Here is a 13,472-nt window from a genome sequence, read left to right as displayed (position 1 = left end):
CAGTGCGTTACCCGGGCGCGTTCCGGGGTCGCCCGAGGCCCTGGCACGCCGCGAAAGCGTCGGTGGGCGCTGCCACAATCCGGGACATGCAGACAGGACCGGACGTACTCCACACCACCGACTGGGCCCGTACTTTCCACGCCTACGGCTCCGGCGCCGACGCTCCCGGGCACCTCGCCCTCCTGCTCACCGGCGACGCGCACGAGCACGGGCGCGCGCTGGACCACCTCCACAGCGCGCTCCTGCACCAGGGCACGGTCTACCCGGCCACCGTCCCCGCCGCCCTGTTCGTCGCCGGGATCCTGGACCGCCCCGAACTCGACGACCCGTCCCGCGACCCGGGCCCCGAAGCGGCGGGCGCCGCCCCAGGCTCCCTGCGCCGCGTCCTGCTGGACTTCCTGGCCGGGGCGGCCGAGGGCGCGCTGCACCAGAACCCCGCGGGCCCCGTGCCCGAACCTCCAGCCGGGGCCGAGCTGGACCGGGTGTACGCCGCGCTGGCCTCCGAGGACGAGGACGAGGCGGTCGGGGTGTGGGAGACCCCCGCCGTGGACGCGCTCATGCTCCGGGTGGGCCCGGACATGCGCGCCGCCGCCCCCGCGCTGTACGCGGCGGTCGAACCCCACCTCACCGCCCCCGACGCGGGCACACGCATGTGCGCGGTGGAGGCAGCCGCGGCCCTGGCCCGGCTCGGCGGGCTGGAGCCGGACCTGTCCGGGGCCGCCGACATGGCCGAAACCCGCGACGAGGGCGCGGTGATCGTCCTGGCCCTGGGTGCCTGCGGCGGCGACACCACGGAGTTCCTCACCCACGCGGACCCCGCCATCCGCGCCTGCGCCGCGCTGGCGCCCGGGCAGCGCGCCAACCCCGCGGCCACCGCGGAGCTGGCCGCCGCGCTCGCCGACCCGGACGCCGCAGACGCCTGGTTCACCAGGCGCCCCGCCCACTTCATCGGCCACGTCCGTTTCGCCCTGGTCCGGGAACTCACCGAGCGCTCCACCGCCGAGGACGCCGCGCGCCTGCTCCCGGTGCTGCGCGCGCTGGCCCCGCTGACCTCGCCGCTCACCGCCGCGGCCGACGCCGGGCCGCTGCTGGACCTGGTCTTCCGGGGCGCCGACGCGGGATCCGAGGCAGGACCCGCCGGGACCGCGGAGCCGCTCGCGGCGGGACCCGCCGCGCCGCGCGATCCCGCGGAGCTCACCGCCGTCCAGCGCGACTACCTCCGGGTCCTGGCCGAGCACGACGGTTTCTGGGGCGGCCGGTTCGCCAACTTCCTGGTCGTGCTCGCCCGGCTGGGGCTGCCGCGGGAGCGCCACGAGCTCCGCGCGCTGCTCGCGGCCTGAGCCGGGCGGGAGCGGAACCCCACGGCGACCGGACTGGAAACCACCGCGCCCCTTTCGTCCCCACCCGTCTCGTTATGCACGTGCACGGTGACCACCTGTGGCCACGGGCTCGCGAAAACGCCGGTATCCGGGACCCGGCCGTGGTGGGATAGCCCTCATGACGACCCCCACGCGGCACAGCACGGCCGCCGAACTCATCGCGGACTTCGTCTCCACTGGTGGCAGGCTCACCGACCGGGCCGACCTCGCACGGTTCCTGCGCGAGCACCGCCTGGCCACCGAGGGGGCCATCCCCATCACCCTCGCCGACCTCGACGAGGCCATCGCCCTGCGCGACGGCATTCGGGCGGTCCTGGAGCGCCGGGCCGAACCCGACCACGAGGCCATCGCCCGGGGACAGAAGGTCCTGGACGGCCTCCGCGTCACCGTGCGCCTCCAGGCCTCGCGCGAGGCCCCCGTGCCGCTGACCCCCGCGGTGGTGGACGAGGTCCGCCGCGGGCTGGCCCGCATCGCCGGGGCCTGGGCCGTGGTGCTGTCCACGGGGGAGTGGCGCCACATGCGGGTCTGAACGGGTCCGCGGTGCACGCGGGAATCCGGTCCCGGGTCGGAGAGGAACGCGTGAGCGTGCCCGGGACGAGGGAGATCCCGTTTCGCGCCGCTTTCCACCGGCCGGGGCATCGGGTGCGGGCCCGCGGCGCACACGGTGACCCGGCGGGGGCACCGCCGGGGACTCAGCCCTCGTCGTGGCGGCGCAGGTAGCGCTCGAAGTCCCGGGCGATCGCGTCGCCGGAGGCCTCCGGCAGGTCGGCCGTGTCCTTGGCCTCCTCCAGGCCGCGCACGTACGCCGCGATGTCCTCGTCCTCGGCGGTGAGCTCGTTGACGTTGGACTCCCACGCCACCGCGTCCTCGGGCAGGTCGCCCAGCGGCACCCGCGCGCCCAGGAAGTCCTCCACCCACGCCAGCAGCGCCAGGGAGGCCTTCGGGCACGGCGGCTGGGCGACGTAGTGGGGGATGGCCGCCCACAGCGACGCGGTCTCGATCCCCACGGCGTTGAACGCCTCGTGCACCACGCCCACGATCCCGGTCGGGCCCGAGTAGGTGGTCGCCTCCAGCCCCAGCGCCGCGCCCAGCTCCACGGGCGAGGCCATCCCGGTCACCGGGATCGGCCGCGTGTGGGGGGCGTCCGCCAGCAGCGAGCCCAGCATCACCATCCGCGTGACGCCCAGCTCCCGCGCCACGGCCAGCAGGTCGGCGGCGTAGGAGCGCCACCGCATGTTCGGCTCGGGCCCGGTCACCAGCACCACGTCGCGCTTCGAACCCGGCGGCGTCGCCACGCGGACCCGGGTCGTGGGCCACTCGACCTCGCCGACCACGCCGTCCACGACCGACATGCGCGGCCGGGTCACCTGGAAGTCGTAGTAGTCGTCCGGTGCCAGCGCGCACAGTTCGTAGGCGCCCCACTCCCTCGACAGGTGCTCCACGGCCAGGCTGGCCGCCTCACCAGCGTCGTTCCATCCCTCGAACGCCGCCACCATCACGGGATCGACAAGCTCCCGGACGAGCTTGGTCATGTGGCTCCTCCCTGCACGCGGACGGAGTCCACCCTACGGGGTGACGACCCGCTCGGGGAACCGTTCGGCGCGCTCCGCCGGAGGGCTCGGGCCCCCGCGCTGCGGGACAGCTGTCTCATCTGGTGGAACGGCCGATGGGATAACCTCACAGACAGCGACTGACAAGGACACCGCCGTCCCCGGACGACCGACCCGCCCCCGCACCGCGGGTCCGCCCAGTGCCACGCGTCACGGGGACACCAACTGGGCCACCGTGGTGCTCCGACATAGAGTTGCCAGATATGAGAGCCAGCCCCACTTTCCGCGAAACGCTGTCCCGCCGTGTGGTCGTGGCGGACGGAGCGATGGGCACCATGCTCCACGCACACGATCTCGACCTCGACCAGTTCGAGGGGCACGAGGGATGCAACGACATCCTCAACCTCACCCGTCCCGACATCGTCCGCGACACCCATGCCGCCTTTCTTGCCGTGGGTTCGGACGCCATCGAGACGAACACCTTCTCCGCCAACCTCGGCGGGCTCGCCGAGTACGGCATCGAGGACCGCACCTACGAGATCGCCCAGGCGGGAGCGCAGGTGGCCCGCGAGGCCGCCGACGCCTACTCCACCCCTGACCAGCCCCGCTACGTCCTCGGATCCGTGGGCCCGGGAAACCGGCTGCCCACCCTGGGCCACGCGCCCTACGCCCTGCTGCGCGACTACTACGAGCAGTGCGCGCGCGGCCTGGTCGACGGCGGATCCGACGCCATCCTCATCGAGACCTGCCAGGACCTGCTCCAGGTCAAGGCCGCCGTGGTGGCCGCCCAGCGCGCCCGCCGGGCCGCGGGCAGGGACGTCCCGATCATCGCCCAGGTCAGCATCGAGACCAACGGCACCATGCTGCTCGGCTCCGAGATCGGCGCCGCGCTGACCTCCCTGGAACCGCTGGGCATCGACGTCATCGGCCTCAACTGCTCCACCGGCCCCGCCGAGATGAGCGAGCACCTGCGCTACCTGTCGCACCACTCGCCCATCCCCATCTCCTGCATGCCCAACGCGGGCCTGCCGGAACTGGGTCCCAACGGCGCGGTCTACAACCTCACGCCCGCCGAGCTGGCCGACGCCCACGACACCTTCACCTCCGAGTTCGGCCTGAGCCTGGTCGGCGGCTGCTGCGGCACCACCCCCGAGCACCTGCGCCACGTGGTGGAGCGCGTCCAGGGCCGCGGCGTCAAGAACCGCAAACCCCTGGTGGAGTCGGCGTCCTCCTCCCTCTACCAGAGCGTGCCCTTCCGTCAGGACGCCAGCTACCTGGCCGTGGGCGAGCGCACCAACGCCAACGGCTCCAGGAAGTTCCGCGACGCCATGCTGGAGGGCCGCTGGGACGACTGCGTGGAGATCGCCCGGGACCAGATCCGCGACGGGGCCCACCTGCTCGACCTCAACATCGACTACGTGGGCCGCGACGGGGCCGGCGACATGCGCGAGCTGGCCACGCGCCTGGCCACCTCCTCCACCCTGCCGATCATGCTCGACTCCACCGAGCCGCCCGTCCTGGAGGCGGGCCTGGAGTCCCTCGGCGGCAGGAGCGTGGTCAACTCCGTCAACTACGAGGACGGTGACGGCCCCGACTCCCGCTTCACCCGCATCATGGAGCTGGTCAAGGAGCACGGTGCCGCCGTCGTGGCCCTGTGTATCGACGAGGAGGGCCAGGCCCGCACCGCCGAGTGGAAGGTGCGCGTGGCCACCCGCCTCATCGAGGAGATCACCGGCGAGTGGGGGCTGCGCACCGGCGACATCATCATCGACTGCCTCACCTTCCCCATCACCACCGGGCAGGAGGAGACCCGCCGGGACGGCCTGGAGACGATCAACGCCATCCGCGAGCTCAAGCGGCTCTACCCGGAGGTGCAGACCACCCTGGGCCTGTCCAACCTGTCCTTCGGCCTCAACCCGGCCGCCCGCATCGTGCTGAACTCGGTGTTCCTGCACGAGGCGGTCCAGGCGGGTCTGGACTCGGCGATCGTGCACGCCTCCAAGATCGTGCCGATCAACCAGATCCCCGAGGAGCAGCGCGAGGTCGCCCTCGACATGGTCTACGACCGGCGCGAGGGCGACTACGACCCCCTCTCGCGGTTCATGGAGATGTTCGAGGGTGTGGACGCCAAGTCCATGAAGGCCTCCCGCGCCGAGGAGTTGGCCTCCCTGCCGCTGTGGGAGCGCCTGGAGCGGCGCATCATCGACGGCGAGATGGCCGGGATCGAGGCCGACCTCGACGAGGCGCTGGAGTCCAGGCCCGCCCTGGCCATCGTCAACGACACCCTGCTCTCGGGCATGAAGACCGTCGGCGAGCTGTTCGGCTCCGGCCAGATGCAGCTTCCCTTCGTCCTCAAGTCCGCCGAGGTCATGAAGGGCGCCGTCGCCTACCTCGAACCCCACATGGAGAAGAGCGACGACGACGGCAAGGGCCGCATCGTCCTGGCCACCGTCAAGGGCGACGTCCACGACATCGGCAAGAACCTCGTGGACATCATCCTGTCCAACAACGGCTACGACGTGGTCAACATCGGCATCAAGCAGCCGGTGACGGCGATCCTGGAGGCCGCCGAGGAGCAGCGCGCCGACGTGATCGGCATGTCCGGCCTGCTGGTCAAGTCCACGGTGATCATGAAGGAGAACCTGGAGGAGATGAACTCCAGGGGCCTGTCCGAGCGCTTCCCGGTCCTGCTGGGCGGCGCCGCGCTCACCCGCTCCTACGTGGAGCAGGACCTGGCCGAGGTCTTCGACGGCCACGTGCGCTACGCCAAGGACGCCTTCGAGGGCCTGCGCCTGATGGACGCGTTCATGGCGGTCAAGCGCGGCGACGAGGGAGCCGAGCTGCCCGCCCTGCGCCAGCGCCGGGTCAAGTCCGGGGCCAAGCTCAGGGTGACCGAGCCCGAGGAGATGCCCGCCCGCAGCGACGTGTCGACCACCAACCGGGTGCCCGAACCGCCCTTCTGGGGCGACCGGATCAGCAAGGGCGTCCCGCTGGCCGACTACGCCGCCTTCCTCGACGAGCGCGCCACCTTCATGGGCCAGTGGGGGCTCAAGGCCGCCCGCGGCGGCGAGGGCCCCAGCTACGAGGAGCTGGTGGAGACCGAGGGCCGTCCCCGGATGCGGATGTGGCTGGACCGCATCCAGACCGACGGCCTGCTGGAGGCGGCCGTGGTGCACGGCCACTACCCCTGCTACAGCGAGGGCGACGACCTGGTGGTGCTGGACGAGGAGGGCGCCGAGCGCACCCGCTTCACCTTCCCGCGCCAGCGCCGGGACCGCCACCTGTGCCTGTCCGACTTCTTCCGCCCCAAGGAGTCGGGGGAGCTGGACGTGGTGTCCTTCCAGGTGGTGACCGTGGGTTCGGCGATCAGCCGCGCCACCGCCGAGCTGTTCGCCAAGAACGCCTACCGCGACTACCTGGAGCTGCACGGGCTGTCGGTGCAGCTGACCGAGGCCCTGGCCGAGTACTGGCACACCCGGGTGCGCGCGGAGCTGGGCTTCGCCGGTGAGGACCCGGCCGAACTGGACGCGTTCTTCAAGCTCGGCTACCGGGGGGCCCGCTTCTCCCTGGGCTACGGGGCCTGCCCCGATCTGGAGGACCGCGCCAAGATCATGCGCCTGCTGGAGCCCGAGCGGGTGGGCGTGACCCTGTCGGAGGAGTTCCAGCTGGTGCCCGAGCAGGCGACCGACGCGATCGTGGTCCACCACCCGGAGGCGACCTACTTCAACGTCTGACCGGCTCGTCCGAGGCTGTTCGTCCGGCGCGGCCCCGTCCCTCCCACACGTGGGGGCAGGGCCGCGCGCGTGCGCGAGTGTGGGACAGCTCTCCACCCGCCGGCGCCCGAGTGTTCGTAGTGTGGAAAGGACGCCGACAGGTCCTCTTCACGGCGCGGGCGCCCCGCGTCCCGCACGATGATGACGCACAACCCGGGTGTCCCGTGGGCGAGCGGGCAACCCATGACACACGAGGGGAGAGCGTGGTGCCGCCCGGTCCGGAAGGCGCCACCGAACGTATGAGCGAGCAGAGCACACTGAGTCCCGAAGTCTCCGACACCGCGACGCCCCAGGCCCGACGCCTCCAGGCCGTACTCCTGGACATGGACGGCACCCTCATCGAGAGCGAGCACCTGTGGGGTGAGGCCGAGGCCGACCTGGTCGCCGAACTGGGCGGAGTGTGGACCGAGGAGGACCACCGGCGCAACGTCGGCAACGCCGCCGAGCCCGTGGGCCGCTACATCATCGACCTGACCGGCGCCCACCACCTCACCCCGCGCCAGGTGGCCGACCGCCTGTACACGAGGTTCCGCGCCAGGCTCGCCGGAGGCGCCGACCTGCGCCCGGGGGCCAAGGAGCTGGTCACCCTGCTGTCGGAGTCCGGGGTCCCCGTGGTCCTGGTGACCTCCACCGAGAGGACGCTGGTGCAGGCGGCGATCGGCGGGATCGGCCTGGACAACTTCGACGACTCGGTGGCCGGGGACGAGGTCGAGGCGAACAAGCCCCACCCCGACCCGTACCTGAGGGCCGCCCGGCGGCTCGGCGTGGACCCCGCGCGCTGCGTCGCCTTCGAGGACTCCGTGGTCGGCGTGGCCTCGGCGGCCGACGCCGGGTGCGCCACGGTCGCGGTGCCCAACCACGTGCACATCCCGCCGCGCGAGGGCGTGGTGTTCCGCGACAGCCTGGTGGGCGTGGACCTGGACTGGCTGGAGTCCCTGGTCGCCGACCGCTGAGCCGGGTCCGCCCGTCCCCGTGCCCTTACGCCCCTCCCCGTGCCCCGGCCGCCCGCCCCGGGCACGGGGAGTAGCCTGGGTGGACAGGATCCCCTGCTCCGGGGCCCGCCCTAGGGGATCGACCGGATGTGCGTCGCGGCGTCGGATGGGAGACTGGCCCCATGCCTGAGAACTTGACGTGGATGACCGGTCTGGTCCTGGGAGGCGGCCTCACCCTCGTGGGGCTGGTGATCTCCTTCTTCGTGTGGCGCGCCAAGGGCGCCGCCTCGGGTCTGCGCGGTGTGGCGTGGTCGCTGCTGCCGCTGGCCGCCGGTCTGATCGGGCTGATGAACGCCGTCTGGCAGTTCGCCATGAGCATCTTCGGCATCCTGGTCGGCCTGCTGTTCAACCCGGCGGTGTGGGCCGGTGTGGCCCTGACGGGCCTGGCGGTGGTGCTCTACGTGGTCTCGGGCGTCATGCGCGCCCGTGACGTGGGAACCCGCCCCGGCAGGGCCAAGGAGCCCAAGGAGCCCAAGGCCGCCGGTGGAGCGGGGAGCGCGGCCGAACCCGGCGCGGCGCCCGCCGCTCCGCAGGCCAAGGGCACGGTGGGCCCGGCACCCAAGAAGGCCGGGGCCGCGGACGACCTCTCCGACCTGGATGACATCGAGGAGCTGCTGCGCAAGCGCGGTATCGAGTGACCGCCGCGGGCGCGGCCCGCACACCCTTCCGACGACGGCTCCGCGAGCGCGGGGCCGTCGTCTTCGCGCATGCCGTGGCCGTCACCGTACGTGTCCGTGGCCGCGTCCTGGCGTGCCCGTGACCGTCGCGCTACGTGTTCGCACCACGACGTTATGACGTATAGCACTTGCCATAGCGTGCCTCTTCCGGGGTCGAACAGGTACACATCCGGGCGTATCGTGGGCGCGGCGATAGAGGACGTCGCCGCAGCTCGCGACCGGTCGTCCGATGAATGCGAACTCTGCGGCCTTTTGTTGTTATATAGGCCTTTTAGCATTGTTTGTCACGATTTAGATACATGATCGGATATTGGACGCTGTGCGTTCAGATCGCGAGTAAGTTGGTCGCTGTGTAACAGCCCGGGCGCAACGGTCCCGGTGTGTCCAACTCCTCAGGTGATGTGGCACACTCCCGCGGACCGGGTCTGCGAGGGCGGGTCATCCTCCCGCTCCGCCGACACGCAAGCCCACGCCAGCCAGCGTCGAGAACCGGCCGGCCCCACCGCGCGCACCGCAGGTCACCCCTCCTTGCGGACGCACGCGTGGGTTCTGTCCCGTTCCCCTCGGCCAGAAGCGTATGAGTGGAGAGTGGTGGCCTGATGAGCGCGCCCTCGCATGCCCCCGATTCGGCGGAGCAGGCGGAGCAGAACGACGCCGTGAACGTCGCTGCGCAGGCCCACGGGGTCCGCGGAGACTCCGACAACCGGTCCCTGCGCCAGATCGCCTGGCAGCGGCTGCGCAAGGACAAGGTCGCGATGGTCTCCGGCGTGGTCGTGGTCCTGCTCATCCTCGCCGCGATCCTCGCGCCCCTCCTGGCCAAGTGGTTCGGGCACCCGCCCACCCAGTTCCACCAGGACCTGATCGAGCCCGGCACCGGGCTGCCGGCCAACGACCCGGCCAACCCGAGCCCCTTCGACACCGACCCCTGGGGCGGCATCAGCGCCGACCACCTGCTCGGCGTGGAGCCGGTCACCGGCCGCGACCTGTTCAGCCGCATCGTCTACGGCGCCCAGATCTCCCTGCTCGTGGCCTTCCTGTCCACGCTGCTGTGCGTGTTCATCGGCACCGTCCTCGGCATCGTCGCCGGGTACAAGGGCGGCTGGGTCGACACCGTCATCAGCCGGGCCATGGACGTCTTCCTGGCCTTCCCGCTGATGCTCTTCGCCATCGCGCTCGTGGGCGTCATCCCCGAGGGCGTCCTCGGCCTGAGCGGCAACGGCCTGCGCATCGGCGTCATCGTCTTCATCATCGGGTTCTTCAACTGGCCCTACATCGCCCGCATCGTCCGGGGACAGACGCTCTCGCTGCGCGAGCGGGAGTTCGTGGAGGCCGCCAGGAGCCTGGGCGCCAGCAACCGGCACATCCTCTTCCGGGAGATCCTGCCGAACCTGGTCACGCCGATCATCGTCTACTCGACCCTGCTCATCCCCACGAACATCCTGTTCGAGGCGGCCCTGAGCTTCCTCGGCGTCGGTATCAACCCGCCCACGCCGAGCTGGGGCAAGATGCTCTCCGACGCGGTGTCCCTGTACGAGAAGGCGCCCTACTTCGTCGTCTTCCCGGGCCTGGCCATCTTCATCACCGTGCTGGCGTTCAACCTGTTCGGCGACGGGCTGCGCGACGCCTTCGACCCCAAGACCTCCGACTGACCCACGGTCGGTGGAGGCTGACCCGCCCGGCCTCCGCAAGGCAGGGATCCGACGACAGGTTGATCCCATCATCACCATCAGGTTCGCATGAGAGGCAGTTCCTTGAGGAAACGCACCCTCGGCTTCGTCGCGCTCGGCGCGGCGGCTTCCATCCTCCTTTCGGCGTGCGGGGGCGGTGGCTCCACCGGCGGAGACTCCGCGTCCAGCGCCAGCTTCGACCAGGGTTCGACCGAGGTCGTCAACCCGTCCGACAAGACCGGCGGCACCCTGCGCTACGCCATCTCCTCGGACTTCGACTCCACCGACCCGGGCGACACCTACTACGGGTTCAGCTGGAACTTCACCCGCTACTACGCCCGTACGCTGCTGGCCTTCACCCCGGCTCCGGCGCAGGAGTCCACGGAGCTGACCACGGACATGGCCGCGGGCATGCCCGAGCCCAACGAGGACTTCACCGAGTGGACCGTCAAGATCCAGGAGGGCCTCAAGTACGAGGACGGCTCCGAGATCACGGCGCAGGACATCAAGTACGCCATCGCGCGCTCGAACTACAACGGCGGTGAGCTGCCCAACGGTCCGCGCTACTTCGAGTCGCACCTGGACCAGGAGCCCTTCAACGTCTACGAGGTCGACGACCCGCTGGAGACCTTCACCGCGGTCGAGACCCCGGACGACCACACCCTGGTCTTCCACCTCAAGGCCCCGTTCTCCGAGTTCCCCTACGTGCTGACCCAGCCGCAGACCGCCCCGGTGCCCATGGAGGCCGACCGCGGCGCGCTGTACAAGGAGCACGTCCTCTCCTCGGGCCCGTACCAGTTCGACGGCGACTACGAGCCCGGCGTGCAGCTCAACCTGGTCCGCAACGAGCACTGGGACACCGAGACCGACCCGATCCGCCCGGCCCTGCCGGACGAGGTCACCGTCCAGATCGGCATCGACCAGGACGAGATCGACCAGCGCCTGGTCAACGGCGACCTCGACGTCGACCTGTCCGGCGTGGGCGTCGGCCCGGCGATGAAGAGCAGCCTGCTCACCGACGAGGGCGCCCAGGGCAACCTGGACAACCCGTACTCCGGCGCGCTGCGCTACGTCAACATCCACACCCCGGTCATCGAGGACGTGGCCTGCCGCCAGGCGATCATGTACGCGGCCGACCGTGACAGCCTGCACCGCGCCTGGGGCGGCGAGACCGGCGGCGACATCGCCACCAACCTGCTCCCGCCGACCATCCCGGGCTCGAACCCGGAGGCGGACCTGTACCCCTCCGAGGACAACAAGGGCGACCTGGAGTCGGCCGAGGCCAAGCTGGAGGAGTGCGGCGAGGCCGAGGGCTTCAGCACCACCATCGCGGTCCGCGACGGCCGTCCCAACGACATCGCCACCGCGGAGTCCCTCCAGGAGTCCCTCAAGCGCGTGGGCATCGAGACCGACATCCAGACCTTCCCGGCCGAGGACTTCTTCGCCCAGTACGCGGGCTCGCAGGACTACGTCCGTGAGAACAACATCGGTCTGAGCGTCTCCGGCTGGATCCCGGACTGGGCCACCGGCTACGGCTTCGCCTCCAAGATCACCGACGGCGACGCCATCCAGGCCACGGGCAACTACAACACCTCCGAGCTCGACGACCCTGAGGTCAACGCCCTGTGGGACGAGGCGCTGGCCACCGAGGACCCGGAGGAGCGCGCCAACCTCTACGAGCAGATCGACACCCTGGTCATGGAGCAGGCGGCCATCCTGCCGGTCGTCTTCGACCGCGCGCTGTTCTACCGCTCGGACGAGCTGACCAACGCCTACTACACGTCCTCGTACGCGATGTACGACTTCATGGCCCTGGGCGTGGACCGGGGTTAGTGCTCCGACCGGCCTGAACTAGTACGAGAAGGCAGGTGAAGGCGGCGGGGGTGCCCCGGCCCCGTGGGTACCCCCGCCGCCGACCGCGATGCTGAACTATATTCTCCGCCGCCTCGGTGCGGGACTGCTGCTGCTCGCCGTCGTCACGGCGGTGACCTTCTGGATCTTCTACGTCCTGCCCCGCTGGGCGGGAGTGACCCCGCGCGGTATGGCCGCGATGTACGTGGGCAAGGCCCCCACCCCCGAGGCGCTCGACGCCACGGTGGCGCGCCTGGGCCTGGACCAGCCCATCGCCGTGCAGTTCCTGGACTTCATCAAGGGCCTCGTCCTCGGTTCCGAGTACACCTTCGGCCGGGAGACGATCGAGTGCGCGGCGCCCTGCCTGGGCTACTCCTTCACCACCAACAGCCCCGTGCTGCCCCAGTTGCTCGACCGCCTGCCGGTCACCGCCTCGCTGGCCCTGGGCGCGGCCATCATCTGGATCATCGGCGGCGTGGCCGTCGGTGTCCTGTCCGCGGTCAAGAAGGGCAGCATCTTCGACCGCCTGGCCATGAGCGCCGCCCTGGTGGGCGTGTCCATGCCGATCTACTTCACCGGTCTGCTCGCCTTGGCCTTCCTCGTGCACACGTGGAACCTCTTCCCGGTCTCGCGCTACGTCCCCCTCACCGAGGACCCGGTCGGCTGGTTCCAGGTGATGTTCCTGCCCTGGGTGACCCTGGCCTTCCTCCACGCGGCGCAGTACGCGCGCCAGACGCGCGCGGGCATGCTGGAGATCCTGGGCGAGGACTACATCCGCACCGCCCGCGCCAAGGGGCTGAGTGAGCGCCGTGTGATCTTCAAGCACGCGCTGCGCCCCACGCTGACCCCGATCGTGACCATCTTCGGCCTGGACGTGGGCCTGGTCCTGGGCGGCGCGATCCTCACGGAGAAGGTGTTCTCCCTGAACGGCATCGGTGCCTACGCCATCGACGCGATCATCGGCAAGGACCTGCCCGTGGTGCTCGGTGTGACCCTGATGGGCGCTGTCTTCATCGTCGTCTGCAACCTGGTCGTCGACCTGCTCTACCCGGTCCTCGACCCGCGTGTGCGCATCGCCAGCTAACGACCGACAGCGTTGAACAGAGCAGTTCTAGCGAAGGAAAGTGACATGGCCTCGACCGAGCCCGTCGTCCGCGTGGACGACCTGCGGGTGACGTTCCCGACCATGGACGGTGACGTCCGGGCGGTGAACGGTTTGTCCTTCGAGGTGCCCGCCGGAGGCGCCCTCGGCATCGTGGGCGAGTCGGGCTCGGGCAAGAGCGTGACCTCGCTGGCGCTCATGGGCCTGCACCGGGGCAGCAAGGCGAAGATCACCGGCGCCATCGAGGTCGCTGGCCAGGACGTGGTCAGCGCCTCGGACAAGAAGCTGCGGCGCATGCGCGGCAACGACATCGCCATGGTCTTCCAGGACCCCATGCAGTCGCTGCACCCGCAGTACACGATCGGCAACCAGCTGATCGAGGCCTACCGCATCCACCGGCCCAAGGCCTCCAAGGCCGAGGCGCACGCCCGAGCGGTGGAGTCGCTGGAGCGGGTGGGTATCCCTGAGCCCGCCAAGCGGA

Annotated in this window: 10 protein-coding genes; 9 read left to right on the top strand and 1 reads right to left on the bottom strand. The window is 70.7% G+C overall.

All coding sequences use genetic code 11. The annotated features are described in order from the left end of the window. The first annotated feature begins 86 nt into the window (after nucleotides 1-86). Both ACSIH6_RS26515 and ACSIH6_RS26510 read left to right on the top strand, forming a co-directional pair. A complete protein-coding gene (locus ACSIH6_RS26515; protein WP_435111068.1) occupies nucleotides 87-1,340 on the top strand; it encodes a hypothetical protein in 1,254 nt (417 codons plus the stop codon). Nucleotides 1,341-1,497: 157 nt separating this feature from the next. Continuing rightward, the gene (locus tag ACSIH6_RS26510) at nucleotides 1,498-1,908 is read left to right on the top strand and encodes an ABATE domain-containing protein (protein ID WP_017564881.1); all 411 of its coding nucleotides are present in this window, start codon (nucleotides 1,498-1,500) and stop codon (nucleotides 1,906-1,908) included. Nucleotides 1,909-2,071: 163 nt separating this feature from the next. On the opposite strand, the gene ACSIH6_RS26505 is transcribed toward ACSIH6_RS26510, so the two are convergent. Further along, nucleotides 2,072-2,911, bottom strand: a complete 840-nt coding sequence (locus ACSIH6_RS26505; RefSeq protein ID WP_435111067.1) for a PAC2 family protein — start codon at nucleotides 2,909-2,911, stop codon at nucleotides 2,072-2,074. A 281-nt stretch (nucleotides 2,912-3,192) separates the two neighbouring features. On the opposite strand from ACSIH6_RS26505, the gene metH reads away from it, so the two are divergent. The 7 genes from metH to ACSIH6_RS26470 form a co-directional block, all read left to right on the top strand. After that, nucleotides 3,193-6,663, top strand: coding sequence for a methionine synthase (gene metH, locus ACSIH6_RS26500; protein ID WP_435111066.1), 3,471 nt, complete (start codon nucleotides 3,193-3,195; stop codon nucleotides 6,661-6,663). Between the two features lie 278 nt (nucleotides 6,664-6,941). After that, nucleotides 6,942-7,655, top strand: a complete 714-nt coding sequence (locus ACSIH6_RS26495; RefSeq protein ID WP_435111065.1) for an HAD family hydrolase — start codon at nucleotides 6,942-6,944, stop codon at nucleotides 7,653-7,655. A gap of 161 nt (nucleotides 7,656-7,816) precedes the next feature. Then, nucleotides 7,817-8,332 (top strand): cellulose synthase, encoded by a 516-nt coding sequence (locus tag ACSIH6_RS26490; protein ID WP_435111064.1) that lies wholly within the window; start codon nucleotides 7,817-7,819, stop codon nucleotides 8,330-8,332. A 638-nt stretch (nucleotides 8,333-8,970) separates the two neighbouring features. Then, nucleotides 8,971-10,020 (top strand): ABC transporter permease, encoded by a 1,050-nt coding sequence (locus ACSIH6_RS26485; protein WP_435111063.1) that lies wholly within the window; start codon nucleotides 8,971-8,973, stop codon nucleotides 10,018-10,020. Between the two features lie 102 nt (nucleotides 10,021-10,122). After that, nucleotides 10,123-11,871 carry an ABC transporter substrate-binding protein gene (locus tag ACSIH6_RS26480; RefSeq protein WP_435111062.1) on the top strand — a complete coding sequence of 583 codons (1,749 nt, stop codon included), beginning with the start codon at nucleotides 10,123-10,125 and terminating at the stop codon, nucleotides 11,869-11,871. A gap of 88 nt (nucleotides 11,872-11,959) precedes the next feature. Further along, complete coding sequence (locus tag ACSIH6_RS26475) at nucleotides 11,960-12,973, top strand: ABC transporter permease (RefSeq protein ID WP_435111061.1); 1,014 nt, start codon at nucleotides 11,960-11,962, stop codon at nucleotides 12,971-12,973. Between the two features lie 45 nt (nucleotides 12,974-13,018). Beyond that, a partial coding sequence (locus ACSIH6_RS26470) for an ATP-binding cassette domain-containing protein (protein WP_435111060.1) occupies nucleotides 13,019-13,472 on the top strand: 454 nt, incomplete at its 3' end.

Source organism: Nocardiopsis synnemataformans (assembly GCF_965343085.1).
GTDB classification, from domain to species: Bacteria; Actinomycetota; Actinomycetes; order Streptosporangiales; family Streptosporangiaceae; genus Nocardiopsis; species Nocardiopsis alborubida.
The sequence above is the reverse complement of the archived record's forward strand: the minus strand, read 5'-3'. Positions and strand labels throughout refer to the sequence as shown.

Coding starts and splice junctions, on each gene's coding strand:
- ACSIH6_RS26495 (WP_435111065.1), top strand. CDS start 6,942: ATGAGCGAGCAGAGCACACTGAGTCCCGAAGTCTCCGACACCGCGACG.
- metH (WP_435111066.1), top strand. CDS start 3,193: ATGAGAGCCAGCCCCACTTTCCGCGAAACGCTGTCCCGCCGTGTGGTC.
- ACSIH6_RS26490 (WP_435111064.1), top strand. CDS start 7,817: ATGCCTGAGAACTTGACGTGGATGACCGGTCTGGTCCTGGGAGGCGGC.
- ACSIH6_RS26505 (WP_435111067.1), bottom strand. CDS start 2,911: ATGACCAAGCTCGTCCGGGAGCTTGTCGATCCCGTGATGGTGGCGGCG.
- ACSIH6_RS26510 (WP_017564881.1), top strand. CDS start 1,498: ATGACGACCCCCACGCGGCACAGCACGGCCGCCGAACTCATCGCGGAC.
- ACSIH6_RS26485 (WP_435111063.1), top strand. CDS start 8,971: ATGAGCGCGCCCTCGCATGCCCCCGATTCGGCGGAGCAGGCGGAGCAG.
- ACSIH6_RS26515 (WP_435111068.1), top strand. CDS start 87: ATGCAGACAGGACCGGACGTACTCCACACCACCGACTGGGCCCGTACT.
- ACSIH6_RS26475 (WP_435111061.1), top strand. CDS start 11,960: ATGCTGAACTATATTCTCCGCCGCCTCGGTGCGGGACTGCTGCTGCTC.